Origin of the sequence: Rathayibacter sp. VKM Ac-2927 (assembly GCF_022815525.1) — a bacterium.
GTDB lineage: Bacteria > Actinomycetota > Actinomycetes > Actinomycetales > Microbacteriaceae > Rathayibacter > Rathayibacter festucae.
In genome coordinates this window covers 613,959-630,162 of sequence record NZ_JALGRT010000002.1, presented here as the reverse complement: position 1 = coordinate 630,162, position 16,204 = coordinate 613,959, and the positions used below count along the sequence as shown (strand labels likewise).

Here is a 16,204-nt window from a genome sequence, read left to right as displayed (position 1 = left end):
GCGGCGTGCTCGATGACAACGCTGCCATTTCCGCCGACAGTACCAGTGGAACGTCCAGGGGAGGCGCTGCGCCTCCGCCCCCTCCGCCCGCTCCGGAGGACGTCGCGTCCAACGACGAGCTGTTCCTCCTCGGTCTGCACCTCGAGGAGCGCCCGCGCTCCGGAGGTGCGCCCGAGCACTACTGGGAGGAGGCGGTCTGGCGGGACCCCGGCGACGCCCGCTGCCGCGTCGCGCTGGCGCGGTCGCTCGCCGCCGCGGGCCGCTTCGACGAGGCGGAGGGCCACCTCCGCTCCGCGATCGAGCGGCTGACCTCACGGGGCGTGGTGCCGGCCGACGGCGAGGCGCACCACCGGCTGGGCGAGCTCCTCGCCCGGCAGGGACGGCCGGAGGAGGCGCTCGAGGCTCTGAGCACGGCGCGGAGGACACCGGCCTGGCGCGTCCCGTCCGGTGTCGCGCTCGGGCGGCTCCTCCTGGCGACGGACCGCCTCGAGGAGGCCGAGGCGGTGCTGCGCGAGGTGCGCGCGGTCGACGGGCAGCACGCGCGGGCGGCGGTCCTGCTCGCCGTCGTGCTCCGGCGCGGCCGGCGGGCGCAGCAGTCGAGGGCGCTGCTCGAGAGCGTGCTCGCGCGCGATCCGCTCGACCACTGGGCGCGCGACCTCGCCGGCCGGCCGCTCGACGCCGACGCCGACGCGCTACTGGACGTCGCGCTGGAGTACCGCGACGCGGGGCTGCCGGACGACGCACTGCGACTGCTCGCCCTCGCGCTCGCGGCCGATGCCGCGCGGCGCACCCCCGGCGAGCGGACCGGGGTGGTGCCGCTGGTACACTATCACGCCGCACTGCTGCACGAGCGGCAGGGTCGGCCCGACCAGGCACGGTCCGCCCGGCGGATCGCGCAGCAGGCGCCGCTCGAGGGCTGCCGCCCGGTCCGCCTCGAGGACGTCGAGGCGCTGGAGGCGGCCGACGCCGAGGACACCACCGCCCGCTTCCTCCTCGGCGGCTGGTACTCCGCGGTGGGCCGCGTCGAGGACGCCTTCGCTGCTACGTGGTCCGCCGCCGCGCACGACCCGAGGGCGTGGGTGCGGGTGGCCGCGCTGCGCGCGCTGGGGGCGGCCTCCTGCACCGCCTACGGCGACGCCGAGGCGGGGCTCGCCTACCTCGAGCGCGCTCGGCACCTCGCCCCCGGCGACGCAGGGCTCCTCGTCGAGTACGACCGGCTCCGGGTGCTCCTCGGGCACGAGGAGCGGCTCGCCCTCCTCGAGGAGAACGAGGCGCTCGTCCTCGAGCGCGACGATCTGACCCTCGAGTACGCGGCGCTGCTGGTCGCGGACGGCCGAGCGGGTCGCGCTCAGGGCCTGCTGCTGGGCCGGGTGCTCGGGCAGGGGGAGGGCCCGGGGAGCCGGGTGCCCGAGGGGCGCGTGCTCGAGGTCTGGGACGCGACGATGATCGCGCTCGCCGACGCGTCGTCGCCCGCCGATGCGCTGACCTTCCTCTGCGCCGCCCTCGCGCCGCCCGCCTGCCTCGGCGAGGAGCGCCCGCCGTCGGCCGTCCCCGCCGGGCTGCTGCTCCGCCGCGGTACCGCGCGGGCGCGACTCGGCGACGACGCGGGCGCCGCCGACGACTGGGAGGCGGCGGCCGGGCTGACCGGCGACGCCGTGACGGCGCCGCACTACGACGAGCAGACGGTCTCCGCGATCCGCGCGCTCCTGGCGCTCGGGCGCCGCGCCGAGGCCGACCGCCTGACGACGGCCTTCTCCGAGTGGATCGACGAGGAGGCCGCGATCCTGGCCACGGCCGACTGGTCCCGCCCCGGCGAGCTGTTCCCGCCGGAGCCGCAGCAGCAGAAGGACGCGCTGCTGGCGCGCTGCCGCGAGCAGCTCGCGGTGCTGGCGGAGGAGCGGCGGAGCGGGTGAACGGGCGATCACCGCAGCGATAACATTATCGCCGATGGTCGAGTTGATAACATTATCAACATGCGCAACTCTCTCGACAACCCGTTCAGTCCCGGCTCCGACGCGGTGCCCGAGATCTGGGCGGGGCGGACGACGCAGCTGAGCGATTGGCGTGACGTGCTCCGTCCCCGCCTCGCGCGAGGCCTCCCTGAGCGCGGCCGCACGATCCTCGGCGAGCCCGGACTCGGCAAGTCCGCCCTGGTGCGGCGGATCGCCCGCGACGCCGCAGCGGACGGCGACTGGGTGACTCCGCAGCTGCGCATCCCGTCGGGCGCCGACCCGCTGAAGCTCGTGGCCGCCGCCCTGCTCGCTCTCGCCGAGGCCGCCGGTCTGCCGACCGCCCGGGAGAAGCGGATCGCGGCCCTCCTCGAGCGCGTGCAGGCGGTCGCTGCATCCGGGCTCTCGCTCACCCTCCGCGGACAGGACGGCCCGGAGGCGCACACCGCGCTGACCGAGCTGCTCGTCGAGGTGGGCCGGGCCGCGATCGCGCAGGACGTCGTCGTGCTCGTGCACCTCGACGAGGTGCAGAACATCGCCGACGAGAGCGGCCTCTCGCAGCTGCTGATCGCGCTCGGCGATGCCATCACCCACGAGGAGACGGTCGCGCTGCCGGGCGGCGTACAGGTGACCCGCTTCCTGCCCATCGCGGTCTACCTCACCGGCTTGCCCGACTTCGAGGACCGCGCCGGCGGCCAGAAGGGCGCCATCTTCGCTCGCCGCTTCAAGACGACCGTGCTGACGGCCATCGACGACGACGACATCGTCGCGGCGCTGCAGGACTTCGTGCTGCCCGGCTGGGAGGTCGCGGACGGCGCGGGTGGGACGGGCCGCATCCGGATGGAGGCCGACGCCGTCGCGGCGATCGTCGACCTCTGCCGGGGTGAGCCGTTCCTGTTCCAGCTGGCCGGGGAGAGCGCTTGGTACGCGGGCACCGACGCCACGATCACGCGCCGGCAGGTGCTTGCGGGCTGGCGAGGCGTGCAGCGGGAGGCGGCCGCGCATGTCGAGCGGATCCTCGGCCGGCTGCCCGCGCGAGAGCGCGCCTTCCTCGAAGCGATGGCGGTTCTGCCGGCCCGCGATCGGTCGCTGACCCGGATCGCCCGCGCGCTCGGTCTGTCGAAGCCGTCGGAGGTGGGGACGACGGCGCAGCGTCTCGACACCGTCCGCGGGATCATCGACCGAGGGAAGCTGTACGGGTTCCGGCACCGGGCGATCGAGGCGTCGCTGACGAGCGACTGGCCGCGAGTGGACTGAGGCGCGCGGCGGTGGTCCCGCTCACCCCGCGTGCGGCAGCAGAACCTCCACCAGGCCGTCGGTGACGCGCGTCTCGAAACGAGGCTGGGGTGAGGTGGCGGGGCCGCGGACGACCTCGCCGGTCTCGAGCGAGAAGGCGCTCGCGTGCCAGGGGCAGGTGATGCAGGCGTCGGCGCCGGTGCCGCGGAGCTCGCCCTCGTCGAGGGGGCCGGAGAGGTGGCTGCAGACGTTCGAGAGGACGTCGACGCGGTCGCCGTGGCGGACGGCGAGCAGCGGGGTCTCGGCGACGGTCTTCTTCACGGGGGAGTTCTGCGGCAGCTCGGCGAGCGGGCCCAGGGGCTGCCAGCCGGTCGGGAAGCGGTGCGGCACGTCCTCGGTGTGGTTCGCACCGGCCGCCTGGCGGTAGCTGAGGTGGCCGCCGAGGTAGCCGCCGCCGGAGACGACGGCGAGGCCGAGCGCGCTGAGCACCTTCCCGCTGGCGCGCCGCCCGCGCACGCGCTGGACGAAGGACGCGGTGTAGAGGACGGTCCCGGCGACGTTGGCGGCCGCGTGGACGAGCCCGACGCGCTTCTGCTGCTCGTGCAGCTCGGACCAGTCGGTGTAGCCGGCGGCGGCGGTGGGCAGCACGCTGACGATCCCCAGGCCGATGAGGGTGCGCGCCGCGCGCTCGTTGCCGGGCAGCAGATCGAGGACCGCCGCCGACACCCACGCGCCGGTCGGCACGAGCACGAGCAGCGGATGCACCGGGTGCCCGATCGGGACGCCGTGCAGCACGTCCCGCACGGGCTGCGGCCGGATGACCGCGTCGACCACCTTCTTGACCCGGTCGACGAGCGGATCGAGGGCGGCCACGTTCTCGAGACGGCTGACGAGACGGACGAGCTTCACTTCGCGCATGCCCCAGGGCACCGCGTGCTCGGGTGGCGCGGCAAGGGGGTTGCGATCCGGGAGGGGCCGTTCCGCCCACGTCGGAGGACCGCGTCTCCGGACCGGCACTGCCGGAGAGGGTGGGTCTCGAGACGCCCCTGCGGGGCTGCTCGACCAGCATGGTGCTGCAGAGGCACCTTGTGATCGGGCAGTGCGCGCAGCGCCCCGCCGTGCTGATCGGGCAGTGCGCGCAGTGCCCCGCCATGCAGGTCGAGCAGCGCCCCTCCGTGCTGAGCGAGCAGAGCGCGCAGCGCGCCCCTTTCATGCTGATCGAGTAGCGCGCGCAGCGCGCGTATCGAGATCCGCCCCCGTCGAGACGGCGGCCTGCAGGCCCGCCGGCGTCAGTCGGCGGCGGTGAAGAACGCCTCGATCGCGCGGGTCAGGGCGACGAGGTCGTCGACGTGGGCGAGTTCGCGCGCGGAGTGCATCGACAGCAGCGGCACCCCGACGTCGACCGTCGAGATCCCGAGCCGGGTAGCGGTGAGCGGCCCGATCGTGGAGCCGCAGGGGACCGTGTTGTTCGAGACGAACTCCTGGAACTCCACCCCCGCCCGTGCGCACACTCCGGCCCAGAGCGCCGCGCCGCGGGCGTCGGTCGCGTAGCGCTGCGAGGCGTTGATCTTGAGAAGCGGGCCCTTGCCGGCGACCGGCTGGTTCACCGGGTCGTGCTTCTCCGGGTAGTTCGGGTGCACGGAGTGGCCGGCGTCGGCGGAGAGGCACCAGGACCGCGCCATCGCGCGGGCGCGCTCGTCGACACCCGCGCCGAGCGCGGCGCCGACGCGGGTGAGCACGTCCTCGAGGAAGGGCCCGCTCGCTCCGGAGCGGCTGGCCGAGCCGAGCTCCTCGTGGTCGAAGGCGGCGAGCATGCTGATGTGCCCCGGCTCCGTGTTCGAGTCCGAGTCCGCATCCGTGCCGCTCGCCGCGAGCAGCGCGACGAGTCCCGCGTGCACCGAGCTGAGGTCGTCCATCCGCCCGGCCGCGAAGAGCGCGTCGTCGAGGCCGAAGCGCGCGGGCGGCTGGGTGTCCGCGGTGATGAGGTCGTAGCCGGCGATGTCGGCGGCGCCGTCGAGCCCGGCCTTCGCGGCGAGGATCCCGAGCAGGTCGTTCCCGTCCGCGTCGCCCAGGCCGTAGACGGGGACGGTGTGCTTCTGCCGGTCGAGCTTCAGGCCGTCGTTCGCCTCGCGGTCGAGGTGGATCGCGAGCTGCGGGATCCGCAGGAACGGACCGGTGCGCACGAGCACCTCGGCGCCGTCGCGGGTGACGATCCGGCCGGCCAGCTCGAGCTCGCGGTCGAGCCAGGAGTTGAGCAGCGGTCCGCCGTAGACCTCGACGCCGGCCTGCAGCCAGCCCTTCGACTCGACCGTCGGTCGCGGCTTCAGCTTGAAGCCGGGGGAGTCGGTGTGCGCGCCGAGGATGCGGAACGGCGTCACCGCGGTGGCCCCGGCCGGGACGTGCCAGGCGATGACCGCCCCGTCGCGGAGGGCGAAGTAGCGCCCGGGCTCCGAGGGCCACGCGGCGGTCTCGTCGACGGACTCGAACCCCGCCGCCGCCAGTCGCCGCGCGGTCTCCGCCGCGGCGTGGAAGGAGGACGGCGAGGCGGTGAGGAACTCGGCGAAGTCGGCGAGGTGGTCGGCGCGGGAGGTCATCGACTCATTCAAGCACCGTGGAGATGGCAGAGCGCCGCCCGCGTCGACGGCCCCGCCCCGCCGTCGCGTACCGGCAGGACCCATGGACTGCCCCGGCCCGCGCCTCCTGCACCGCGACCGCTCACGGCACGATCGCGTCGATGTACCCGCCGTCCACCCGCACCGCGGCGCCCGTGGTCGCCGAGGCGAGCGGCGACGCCAGGTAGACGACCATGTTGGCGATCTCCTCCGGCTCGATCAGGCGCTGGAGCAGCGACTGCGGGCGGTGCAGCCGCATGAACTCGCGCTGCGCCTCCTCCCAGGGGAGGGAGTGGTCGACGAGCTCGTAGACGAAGTCCTCGACGCCGCCGGTGTGGGTCGGCCCGGCGAGCACGCTGTTGACGGTGACGCCGGTGCCGGCGGCGGCCTTCGCGAAGCCGCGGGAGACGCCGAGCAGCGCGGTCTTCGAGACGCCGTAGTGGATCATCTCGGCCGGCGTGACGACGGCGGAGTCGCTGCCGATGTAGAGGACGCGGCCCCAGCCCGCCTCCGTCATCGCGGGCAGGTACGCGCGGGTGAGGCGCACGCCGGTGAGCACGTTGACCTCGAAGTAGCGGCGCCACTCGTCGTCGGTGATGTCGAGCGGCTCGGTGCTGCCGAAGATGCCGAGGTTGTTCACCAGCACGTCGACCCGCGGGACCGACTCGAGCAGCTTCGCCGTCCCGGCCTCGCTCGAGACGTCGGCCGCCACACCGCGGACGGAGGCGTCGGGCACGGCCGCGCGCACGTCCTTGATCGCTCGGCGCACCGACCGCTCCGATCGCGCGTTGACGACAACCTCGGCGCCGGCGTGTGCCAGCCCGATAGCGATCGCGAGTCCGATGCCCTGGCCTGACCCCGTCACCAGGGCCGTCCGTCCGCTCAGGTCCAGCTCGATCATGCCGCTCCGCTCCGTCCGCCGCCTGCGGACTCCTCGGAGGAGGGTGCCACACGCCTCCGACACCGGCCCCAGGAAACCGCTCCCACCGCACACCGCACGCTGGTGAGCAGCTCCGGAGGGGCGTGTCGAGCGGGGGAAGGCGCTTCGCGTCTCGGTGGCGGGAGAAAGGACGCGGCTGCGCCGCATCATGTTGGTCGAGTAGCCCCGCAGGGGCGTATCGAGACCCGCCGTCATCAGCAGGGCGGGTCTGCAGACTCGCGTTCTGGCGGTGGTGGATCTCGATGCGCCCGCTGCCCGGCCTACTCGATCAGCATGGAGTGCACCTCGCCGCAGCATGCTGGTCGAGTGGCCCCGCAGGGGCGTCTCGGGACCCGTCACCCCGAGTGGTGCCGCCCGATCGGCAGCACCAGCGGCGTCCCCGACACCGGGTCCGCGATCACGCGCGACTCCATGCCGAAGACCGCGCGCACCGTCTCCGCGGTCACCACCTCGGCCGGTGTGCCCGAGGCGTAGAGCGCGCCGGCCCGCACTGCGAAGAGGTGGTCCGCGTAGCGCGCCGCGAGGTTGAGGTCGTGCAGCACGATCACGATCGTCGTGCCGCGCTCCCGGTTGAGGTCGGTCAGCAGGTCGAGCACCTCGATCTGGTGCGAGACGTCGAGGTAGGTCGTCGGCTCGTCGAGCAGCAGCACGTCGGTCCGCTGCGCGAGCGCCAGCGCGATCCACACCCGCTGCCGCTGCCCGCCGGACAGCTCGTCGACGGGCCGGTCCGCGATCTCCAGCGTCCCGGTCGCGCGCAGGGCGTCCTCGACGATCGCGTCGTCGTCGGCGGAGGCGCCCCGCCCGAACCAGCCGCGGTGCGGGTACCGCCCGCGCGCCACCAGATCCGCCACGGCGATCCCCTCGGGCGCGATCGGCGTCTGCGGCAGCAGTCCCACCCGCTGCGCGACCTGCCGCGTCGGGAGCCGGTGGATCGCCTCGCCGTCCAGCAGCACGGCCCCCGCGCTCGGCGTGATCAGCCGCGCCATCGCCCGCAGCAGCGTCGACTTGCCGCAGGCGTTCGCCCCGACAATGACGCTGATCGCCCCGGTCGGCACCGTCAGCGACAGCCCGTCGACGACCACGCGCTCGTCGTAGGCGAGCGTCACACCCTCGACCGACAGCGTGGAGTGACCGGCGGCCACGGGGGAGGTCGGGGCGGTCACAGGGATCCTCCGGTGCGGTTGCGGCGAGCGAGGAGCCAGAGCAGGAACGGCGCGCCGAGCGCACCGGTCACCACTCCGACGGGGAAGCGGGCGCCGGAGAAGGCGAGCCCCGCGACGTGCTGCGCGACCAGGTCCGCCGCGAGCACGACGACGATCCCGACCAGCGCGGACGGGATCAGCGGCACGCGCGCGTCCGGCACGAGCCGCCGCGCGATCGGCCCGGAGACGAAGGCGACGAACGCGATCGGACCGGTGGCCGCGGTCGCGACGGCGACCAGGCACACCGCCACCGCGAGCAGCCCCAGCCGGCTGCGCCGCACGTCCACGCCCAGCGCGGTCGCCGACTCGTCGCCGAGCTGCAGCATCGAGAGCCGCCCGGCCAGCAGCAGCGCGAGCGGCACGAGCACCAGCATCGACAGCGCGAGCGCCGGCACCCCCGCCCACGACGCGGAGTTGAGGCTGCCGGTCAGCCAGCGCAGCGACTCCTGCACGTCCTCGAACTGCGCGCGCGTCTGCACGTAGGCGATGACGCTCTGCAGCATCGCCGCGATCCCGATGCCGATCAGGATCAGCCGGGCGCCGATCACTCCGCTGCCGTCGGCGAGCCAGGCGATCAGCAGCGCCGTGACGAGGGCCGCCGCGACCGCGATCACCGAGACCGCGCCCCCCGAGAGTCCGAAGAACGCGATCGCGACGACGGCCGCCGCGCTCGCACCCGAGGTGATGCCGATGATGTCGGGGCTGGCGAGAGCGTTCCGCAGCATCGTCTGGAAGATCACGCCGCCCATCCCGAAGCCGAGGCCGACCAGCACGGCGGTCAGCGTGCGCGGCAGCCGCAGCGTGCCGACGGTGAAGGAGGCGCCGGGCACCGTCTCGCCGAGCATCACCCGCAGCACCTCGAGCGGCGAGTAGACGGTGCTGCCGACGGTGAGCGACACGACGACGAGCGCGAGGGCGATAAGCGCGAGCACCCCGCAGCCCAGCGCGGTGCGGCGGGCGCGGCGGCGACGACCCGCGGCGACGCCGAGCGGCGGAGCACCCGCAGGAGAACGGAGTGACGGGGCGGCGCTCACAGGGCCCGCACCTTCGAGCGCCGCACGATCGCGATCAGCACCGGCGCCCCGATCAGGGCGGTGACGATGCCGACCTCCACGTCGCTCGGCCGTGCGACGACCCGCCCGATCACGTCGGCGACCAGCAGCAGCAGCGCGCCGAGCAGTGCGGAGGAGGGGAGAAGCCACGCGTGCGACGGCCCGGTGAACCGCCGCGCGAGGTGCGGCACGGTGAGCCCGATGAAGCCGATCGGCCCCGCGATGGCGGTCGCCGCCCCGCAGAGCAGCACCGCGGCGAGCCCGGCCACGAGGCGCGTCCGGCCGACGCGGCGGCCGAGTCCCTTGGCGAGATCGTCGCCGAGCGCGAGGGCGTCGAGCCCGCGGGCGCTGCCGATCGCGAGCGCGCCGCCGACCGCGAGGAACGGCAGGACCTGGACGATGCTGGTGAACTCGGCGCCGCCGACCCCGCCGACCTGCCAGAACCGGAAGCGGTTGAGCGTCGCGTCCTGGGTGAGCAGCACCGCGCTGATCAGCGAGGCGAGGGCCGCGGCGGTCGCGGCGCCGGCGAGCGCGAGCTTGAGCGGTGTCGCGCCCTCCCGTCCGAGCGAGGCGACCGCGTAGACGAAGGCCCCGGCCGCCGCCGCGCCGAGGAAGGCGAGCCAGATGAACTGGGGGAGCGTCGTCGCTCCGACCGTCGAGATCCCGAGCACGACCGCGAGGGACGCGCCCGCGTTCAGCCCCAGGATCCCCGGATCCGCGAGCGGGTTGCGGGTCATCCCCTGCATCACCGCGCCGGCGAGCCCGAGCGCGGCACCGACGAGCAGCGCCAGGACCGTGCGCGGGACGCGCCCCTGCACCGCCGCGTCGACGATCGAGTCCGGGTCGGGCGCGGTGAGCGCCGGCCAGATCTCGCCGAGCGAGATCTCGCGCGAGCCGTAGACCAGCGAGAGCACCGACGCGACGACCAGCGCGGCGAGCACGGCGATCAGCGCCGGGACGCGCCAGCGCGCACCGGCGCCCCGGAGGCGAGTGTCGTCGCGTCCGGGGCGCCGGTGGGGTGCCGTGGCCTCGGCGGTCACGACACCTTGTCGGCGGCGGTCGCGAGGCCGGTCGTGTACTCGTCGAGCACCCACGGGATGCTCAGCAGGTTCGGCGACGAGGTCGCCATCGCCTCGGAGGAGTCGTCGGTGAGGACGTAGACCGAGCCGCGGGCGACCGCGGGGATCTTGGAGAGCAGCGGGTCCGCCTGCAGCGCCGCGAGGGTGGTGTCGTCGCCGTAGACGATGAGGACGTCGGCGTCGAGCTGGTCGGCGTTCTCGGAGCTGACGGTGCCGCTGAACAGCTCGGAGTCGCCGGTGAGCGAGACGACGCTCGGGGCGAGCTCGAGGCCGAGGTCCTCGACGAACTTCACCCGCGCGTCGTTGCCGGTGTAGTAGGTGAAGGTGCTGGCGTCGGTCGGGTCGTACCAGCCGTAGGTGAAGGTCTTGCCGGCCAGCGAGGGCTTCGCGGCGACGGCGGCGTCGATCTCGTCCTCGACCTCGACGACCTTCGCCTCGGCCTCGTCGCCCAGTCCGAGCGCCTCACCGTCGAGCTTCGCGGAGTCCTGCCAGGTGGTCGCCCAGGGCAGTCCCGGGTAGGCGACGGTCGGGGCGATCTGGCTGAGGGTGTCGTAGTCCTGCTGCGTGATGCCGGAGTAGGCGGAGAGGATCACGTCGGGGGTGAGGTCCGAGATCGCCTCGAACGGCACGCCGTCGGTCTCGTCGAAGAGGGTCGGCGTCTCGGCGCCGCTCGCGTCGAGCGCCTCCTTGGTCCAGGCGAGCAGGCCGTCGCCGTCCTCGTCGCCGTAGGAGGCCTTCGCGAAGCCGACCGGGGTCACGCCGAGGGCGAGCGCCACGTCCTGGTTGGTCCAGCTGGTCGCGACCACGCGGTCCGCCGACTCGACGGTCGTCTCGCCGAAGGCGTGCTCGACGGTGACGGGGAAGCCCGCGCCGGTCGCGGCGGCATCGGTGCCGCCGTCGGTGCCGGCGGCGTCGGCCCCCGCGGAGCAGCCGGTCAGCAGCAGGGCGGAGAGGCCGAGCGCGGCGACGGCGGAGACGCGCAGAGGCGTGCGGCGGAGGGGGGTGCGGGAGACGGGCACGGCGATCCTTCGGAGGGGGTGACGGGGTTGCGAAGGTTAACCTAACCTAACTTCCTGACCGTGGGCCAGTCCCGTCCTCCTGCCCCTTCTCCGCTCGCGGCCCGTGCGGAGGTGCACCTTCGGCTCGCGAAATCGCCTTCGGCTCGCGCGAACCGCCGCTTCCGGCGTGCCCGAGCGGCTTCCACGTGCCGGAGTCGCTGGCGACGCACCTCCGGCTCGCGTCATCGGCAGCCCGAGCCCCCGCCCGTCACGTCGCCCCGCCCTGCGCGCGCACCGGCCCCACCGACTCCCGCGCCACGAAGCTCGCGTCGAGCACCTCGGCGCCGGTCTCCTGCTGCCCGCTCAGCAGCCGCAGCAGCATCCGCCCGGCCGCCAGTCCGACTTCGTAGATCGGCTGCGCGACCACCGACAGCGGCGGATCGATGAGCTCGGCCCAGGGGAAGTCGTCGAACATCACGAACGAGAGGTCCTCCGGGATGCGGAGCCCGCGAGCGCGGCCGGCGCGGAGCAGGTCGAGAGCGATCAGGCTGTCGGAGGCGAGGATCGCCGTCGGCGGTTCGGCCAGGGCGAGAAGATCGTCGAGGATCGCGCCCGTGGCGTCGAGCCCGTTCGCGCCGAACGCGATCAGCTCGCGGTCGGGCGCGATGCCCGCCGAGATCAGAGCGGCCGCGATCCCCGCCAGGCGCTCGGTGACGGAGGAGACCCGCAGAGGCTCGCCCGGCGTCCATTCGCCGGGGTGTGCGAGCGCCGTCACGAAGGCGATCCGACGGTGGCCCGCTGCGACGAGGGCTGCCGCCGCCTGCTCCGCCGCCGCGGCGATCGCGACGCCGACGGAGGGGACGGGGAGGTCGTCGATCCGGCGGTCGAGCAGCACCAGGGGGCGCCCCGAAGCGTGGACGTCCCGGAGATGCTGCGTCTCGAACAGCGATGCAGGAGCCACGATCATGCCGTCGACGCGCTTGTCGAGGAGCACCCGGACGGCGTCCTCCTCCGCCTGCACGTCCTCGGAGGTGTTGATGAGGACGACGTCGTAGCCGGCGCCGGTCACTGCGTCGGAGATTCCCCGCGTCGCGAGACCGAAGTAGCCGTTCTCGATGTCGCCGACGATCACCCCGATCGTCTTCGACTTGCCCGTGTTCATGCTCCGGGCCAGCTCGTTGGGGCGGTAATCGAGGCGCTCCGCGGCGGCGAGGACGCGATCGCGGACGCTCTCGCTGACGGCACCGTAGTTGCCCAGCGCGCGTGCCGCCGTCGCCTTCCCGACGCCCGCCTCCCGTGCCACGTCGGCGACCGTCACCTCGCGCTTGCGCCTGGAGCCGTCGCTCATCCGCTCTCCCTTCCGGTCGTCGCCCTGCGGCCTTGACACACTTTCACTGCTCGGGGTAGCTTTCAGCACACCTCAGTGAGTCCGGTCTCACCGTAGCCGATTGAGACCGGACTCACCTAAGAGAACGCTCGTTTCCCCTCCACCCTCCGCCCCCCACCACGAACGGACAGCGATGAAGAAGCGCACCCTCCCCGCCACGATCGCCACTCTGGCGGCGGCCCTGCTCACCCTCTCCGCCTGCAGCGCCGGCGGCGGCTCGGGCGAGGACTCGGCGGCCGACAACCCGTACGGGCTGATCACCCCCGGTCAGATCCGCGTCGCGAGCGTCGGGGACATCAAGCCCTACGCCTTCACCGATGCCGACGGAACCTTCAGCGGCTTCGACATCGAGCTCTTCACCGATGTCGCCGAGCGCGAGGGCATCACCGACGTCGTCTTCACCGGACAGGACTTCTCGAGCCTGCTCGCCGCCGTCGCCAACAAGCAGTACGACGTGGGCGTCGCCGCGATCGGCATCACCGAGGACCGCGAGAAGACGGTCGACTTCAGCGACGGCTACCTTGCCGGCTATCTCACCGTGCTCAGCACGAAGGACAGCGGGATCACCTCGGCGGACGACCTGGGCAGCGGCACCCGCCTCGGCGTCGTGCAGGGCACGCTGCAGGAGACCTACGCGGTGAAGAACTTCCCGGATGCCGAGCTCGTCCGCTTCCCGGACAACAACTCCGCCGTCGCCGCGCTCAACAACGGAACCATCCAGGCGCACTTCCTCGATTACGAGTCGACGAAGGCGTACATCGAGCAGTACGACCTCGTCGACGTGGAGGACATCCCCTCCTTCGACGCGCCGGCCGGCTTCGCGGTCGCGAAGGGGAACGACGCGCTGCGCGAGGCCCTTGACGACGGCCTGCACGAGGCGATGGAGGACGGCACCTGGAAGGAGCTCTACCAGAAGTGGTTCCCGGGCTCCCCGATGCCCGAGCAGTACCTCCCGAGCGCCGAGCAGACCAGCTCCCCCACCCCCACCCCGTGACCGGAAGGAGCGCGGGGTCGCATCCCCGCGCTCCTCCCCGACCTCTTGAGAGAGCACCATGGACTGGCTCGACACCCTCACTCAGACCTTCCTCGACTTCGACGCGATGGCCGCGGTCTTCCCGCAGTTGCTCGGGACCGGACTCGTCAACACCCTCGTCATCTCGATCGCCGCCACCGTGATCGGGATCGTGCTCGGCATGATCGTCGCCGTGATGGGCATCTCGCCCTCGCGCTGGCTGCGGTTCCCCGCCCGCGTCTACACCGACGTCTTCCGCGGGCTGCCGGCGATCCTCACGATCCTGCTGATCGGGCAGGGCTTCGCCCGGATGAGCGCCGAGATCTTCGGGCCGTCCCCCTACCCGCTCGGCATCCTCGCGCTGAGCCTGATCGCGAGCGCCTACATCGGCGAGATCTTCCGCGCCGGCATCCAGAGCGTGGACCGCGGTCAACTCGAGGCGTGCCGCGCGCTCGGGCTCAGCTACGGCAAGGCCATGCGCCTGGTCGTCGTGCCCCAGGGCGTCCGCCGGGTGCTTCCCGCCCTGGTCAACCAGTCGATCGCGATCGTCAAGGACTCGAGCCTGGTCTACTTCCTCGGCCTCCTCGTCAGCGAGCGCGAGCTGTTCCGGGTCGGGCAGGACGCCGCCGTGCTCACCGGGAACCTGTCGCCGCTCGTGATGGCGGGACTGTTCTACCTCGTCATCACGGTGCCGCTCACCCACCTCGTCAACCACTTCGACAACCGCTTCCGCATCGGCCGCCGGAAGGCGGCGCCGCCCAAGAGCGGTCTCGACGAGGTCGCAGAGGTCTCGCCCACCCCCCTCACCCTCGGGAGCAACACATGACCTACACCTCGCCCGTCCCGGTGGCCGACGGCCACGTGTACGAGGGCTCCAGCCTCGAGCTGGTCGACCTGACGATGGCCTACGGCGCGGTCGAGGTGCTGCGCGGCGTGAGCCTGACGGTCGCGGCCGGCACCACCACCTGCGTCATCGGCCCGTCCGGCTCGGGCAAGTCGACGATGCTCCGGGGTGTCGACCGGCTGCACGAGCCGAAGAGCGGCGACGTCCTGATCGCCGGCGAGAGCGCCCTCGCGGTCAAGCCCGACGCCCTGCGCCGCCGGGTCGGCCTCGTCTTCCAGCACTTCAACCTCTTCCCCGATCACACCGCCCTCGAGAACGTGGCACTCGCGCTGCGCACCGTGAAGGGACTGCCGAAGGCGGAGGCGCACCGCATCGCCCACGAGCGGCTCGCCGAGGTGGGCCTCGCAGAGCGCACCGACCACCGGCCGCGGGACCTGTCCGGCGGGCAGCAGCAGCGGGTGGCGATCGCCCGGGCTCTCGCGATGGCGCCCGAGGTGATGCTCTTCGACGAGGTCACCAGCGCCCTCGATCCCGAGCTGGTGAAGGGCGTGCTCAACCTCCTCGCTGCACTCGGCCGGCGCGGGATGACGATGCTCGTCGTCACCCACGAGATGAAGTTCGCCCGCCGGGTCGCCGACCAGGTCGTCTTCATGGACGAGGGCAAGGTCGTGGAGGTCGGCACCCCGGAGCAGATCTTCGACGCCCCCCGCAGCGCCCGTCTGCAGCGCTTCCTCTCGGAGGTGCTGTGAGCGGCGGCGGCGGTGGGAACGCCGTCGGCACGGAGAAGGGCCCGATCCGCACCGGTGTGATCGGCTTCGGCACCTCGGGCAGGGTGTTCCACGCCCCGTTCCTCAGCACGTCGCCCCGCTACTCGCTCGACGTGATCTCGACCGGACACGCCGACCGTGCCGCCGAGGCCCGTGCCCTGCACCCCGGCGTGGAGGTGGTGCCCGATGCTCGGGCACTCCTCGCGCGCGACCTCGATCTCGTGGTGATCGGATCGCCGCCGGCCTCGCATGTCGAGCTCGCGACTCGCGCGATCGAGGCCGGGATCGCCGTGGTCGTCGACAAGCCGCTCGCCGCCTCCGCCGCCGAGGCTCGAGAGCTGCTCGCCTGCGCCCGGTCGCGCGGAGTCCCGCTCACCGTGTTCCAGAACCGGCGCTGGGACGGCGACTTCCTGACCCTGCGCGCGCTGCTCGAGCAGGGCGCGCTCGGTGAGGTGCGTCGGTTCGAGTCGCGCTTCGAGTGGTTCAAGCCGGTGGAGACGAAGGAGTGGAAGGCGCGCGCGAGCGCGGAGCAGGGCGGCGGGATCCTCCTCGATCTGGGCACGCATCTGCTCGACCAGGCGCTCCTGCTCTTCGGCGAGGTGGACGAGGTGCACGCCGAGACGGCCCGCCGTCGCGAGGGAGCCGGCGCGGAGGACGACGTCTTCGTCGCTCTCCGTCACCGCGGGGGAGTGCTGTCCCATCTCTGGATGAGCGCGGTGGCACCCCTCCCCGGCCCGCGCTTCCACGTGCTCGGCTCGGAGGCCGGCTTCACCAGCTCGGGCCTCGACCCGCAGGAGGCGGCGCTCAAGGCCGGTGCGCTCCCGACCGACGAAGGGTTCGGCGTCGCCGGATCGTCCGCCGTCCTCGGTGCCGGAGCCGCAGTGGAGGAGCAGCCGCTGCTGCCCGGCCGGTACGCCGCCTTCTACTCCGGCCTCGCCGATGCGCTTCTCGACGGAGCGCCCCTGCCCGTCGATCCCGAGGACGCCGTGCGCGTCCTCGACCTGATCGAGCGGATCCGCGCGGCCGCGCGCTGAGTCCGCACCTCCTCTTCCTCCTCTTCCTCTTCTTCCTCTTCTTCTTCCTCACCCGCCCCGGAACAGCGCCCGCCCCGGAACAGCGCCCGCCC

The 16,204-nt window shown here is 73.2% G+C and carries 15 protein-coding genes; 7 read left to right on the top strand and 8 right to left on the bottom strand.

What is annotated here, in order from left to right; translation table 11 throughout:
• Nucleotides 1-5: 5 nt before the first annotated feature.
• Nucleotides 6-1,913, top strand: a complete 1,908-nt coding sequence (locus MT353_RS08130) for a tetratricopeptide repeat protein (RefSeq protein ID WP_243624075.1) — start codon at nucleotides 6-8, stop codon at nucleotides 1,911-1,913.
• A gap of 60 nt (nucleotides 1,914-1,973) precedes the next feature.
• The gene (locus MT353_RS08125; RefSeq protein WP_243624074.1) at nucleotides 1,974-3,206 is read left to right on the top strand and encodes an ATP-binding protein; all 1,233 of its coding nucleotides are present in this window, start codon (nucleotides 1,974-1,976) and stop codon (nucleotides 3,204-3,206) included.
• A 21-nt stretch (nucleotides 3,207-3,227) separates the two neighbouring features.
• Here the strand turns inward: MT353_RS08125 and MT353_RS08120 are convergent, their stop codons facing one another.
• Nucleotides 3,228-4,103, bottom strand: coding sequence for a Rieske 2Fe-2S domain-containing protein (locus MT353_RS08120; protein WP_243624073.1), 876 nt, complete (start codon nucleotides 4,101-4,103; stop codon nucleotides 3,228-3,230).
• Between the two features lie 149 nt (nucleotides 4,104-4,252).
• On the opposite strand from MT353_RS08120, the gene MT353_RS08115 reads away from it, so the two are divergent.
• Nucleotides 4,253-4,411, top strand: coding sequence for a hypothetical protein (locus MT353_RS08115; protein WP_243600632.1), 159 nt, complete (start codon nucleotides 4,253-4,255; stop codon nucleotides 4,409-4,411).
• 63 nt (nucleotides 4,412-4,474) lie between these two features.
• Here MT353_RS08115 and MT353_RS08110 read toward each other — a convergent pair whose 3' ends face one another.
• From MT353_RS08110 to MT353_RS08080, 7 genes are all read right to left on the bottom strand, one after another.
• Nucleotides 4,475-5,779, bottom strand: a complete 1,305-nt coding sequence (locus tag MT353_RS08110; RefSeq protein WP_243624072.1) for a M18 family aminopeptidase — start codon at nucleotides 5,777-5,779, stop codon at nucleotides 4,475-4,477.
• Nucleotides 5,780-5,900: 121 nt separating this feature from the next.
• Nucleotides 5,901-6,695, bottom strand: coding sequence for an SDR family NAD(P)-dependent oxidoreductase (locus tag MT353_RS08105; protein ID WP_243624232.1), 795 nt, complete (start codon nucleotides 6,693-6,695; stop codon nucleotides 5,901-5,903).
• A gap of 377 nt (nucleotides 6,696-7,072) precedes the next feature.
• The gene (locus tag MT353_RS08100) at nucleotides 7,073-7,900 is read right to left on the bottom strand and encodes an ABC transporter ATP-binding protein (protein WP_374204694.1); all 828 of its coding nucleotides are present in this window, start codon (nucleotides 7,898-7,900) and stop codon (nucleotides 7,073-7,075) included.
• Nucleotides 7,897-8,973 (bottom strand): iron chelate uptake ABC transporter family permease subunit, encoded by a 1,077-nt coding sequence (locus MT353_RS08095; RefSeq protein ID WP_243624071.1) that lies wholly within the window; start codon nucleotides 8,971-8,973, stop codon nucleotides 7,897-7,899. Before MT353_RS08095 ends, MT353_RS08100 begins: the two co-directional genes overlap by 4 nt.
• Complete coding sequence (locus tag MT353_RS08090; RefSeq protein WP_374204693.1) at nucleotides 8,970-10,031, bottom strand: FecCD family ABC transporter permease; 1,062 nt, start codon at nucleotides 10,029-10,031, stop codon at nucleotides 8,970-8,972. The genes MT353_RS08095 and MT353_RS08090 overlap by 4 nt, the downstream gene beginning before the upstream one ends.
• Nucleotides 10,028-11,089 carry an iron-siderophore ABC transporter substrate-binding protein gene (locus tag MT353_RS08085; RefSeq protein WP_243624070.1) on the bottom strand — a complete coding sequence of 354 codons (1,062 nt, stop codon included), beginning with the start codon at nucleotides 11,087-11,089 and terminating at the stop codon, nucleotides 10,028-10,030. Before MT353_RS08085 ends, MT353_RS08090 begins: the two co-directional genes overlap by 4 nt.
• A 247-nt stretch (nucleotides 11,090-11,336) precedes the next feature.
• On the bottom strand, nucleotides 11,337-12,416 hold the full coding sequence (locus MT353_RS08080; RefSeq protein WP_243624069.1) for a LacI family DNA-binding transcriptional regulator: 1,080 nt from the start codon (nucleotides 12,414-12,416) through the stop codon (nucleotides 11,337-11,339).
• 172 nt (nucleotides 12,417-12,588) lie between these two features.
• Here MT353_RS08080 and MT353_RS08075 point away from each other — a divergent pair, with 172 nt between their 5' ends.
• The 4 genes from MT353_RS08075 to MT353_RS08060 are packed head-to-tail and all read left to right on the top strand — an operon-like array spanning nucleotide 12,589 to nucleotide 16,112.
• Complete coding sequence (locus tag MT353_RS08075) at nucleotides 12,589-13,449, top strand: ABC transporter substrate-binding protein (protein WP_243624068.1); 861 nt, start codon at nucleotides 12,589-12,591, stop codon at nucleotides 13,447-13,449.
• 58 nt (nucleotides 13,450-13,507) lie between these two features.
• Nucleotides 13,508-14,293: an amino acid ABC transporter permease gene (locus MT353_RS08070; RefSeq protein ID WP_243624067.1), complete on the top strand. Its 786-nt coding sequence runs from the start codon at nucleotides 13,508-13,510 to the stop codon at nucleotides 14,291-14,293.
• Complete coding sequence (locus tag MT353_RS08065; protein WP_243624066.1) at nucleotides 14,290-15,060, top strand: amino acid ABC transporter ATP-binding protein; 771 nt, start codon at nucleotides 14,290-14,292, stop codon at nucleotides 15,058-15,060. Before MT353_RS08070 ends, MT353_RS08065 begins: the two co-directional genes overlap by 4 nt.
• Nucleotides 15,057-16,112: a Gfo/Idh/MocA family oxidoreductase gene (locus MT353_RS08060; protein WP_243624065.1), complete on the top strand. Its 1,056-nt coding sequence runs from the start codon at nucleotides 15,057-15,059 to the stop codon at nucleotides 16,110-16,112. The genes MT353_RS08065 and MT353_RS08060 overlap by 4 nt, the downstream gene beginning before the upstream one ends.
• Nucleotides 16,113-16,204 lie beyond the last annotated feature (92 nt).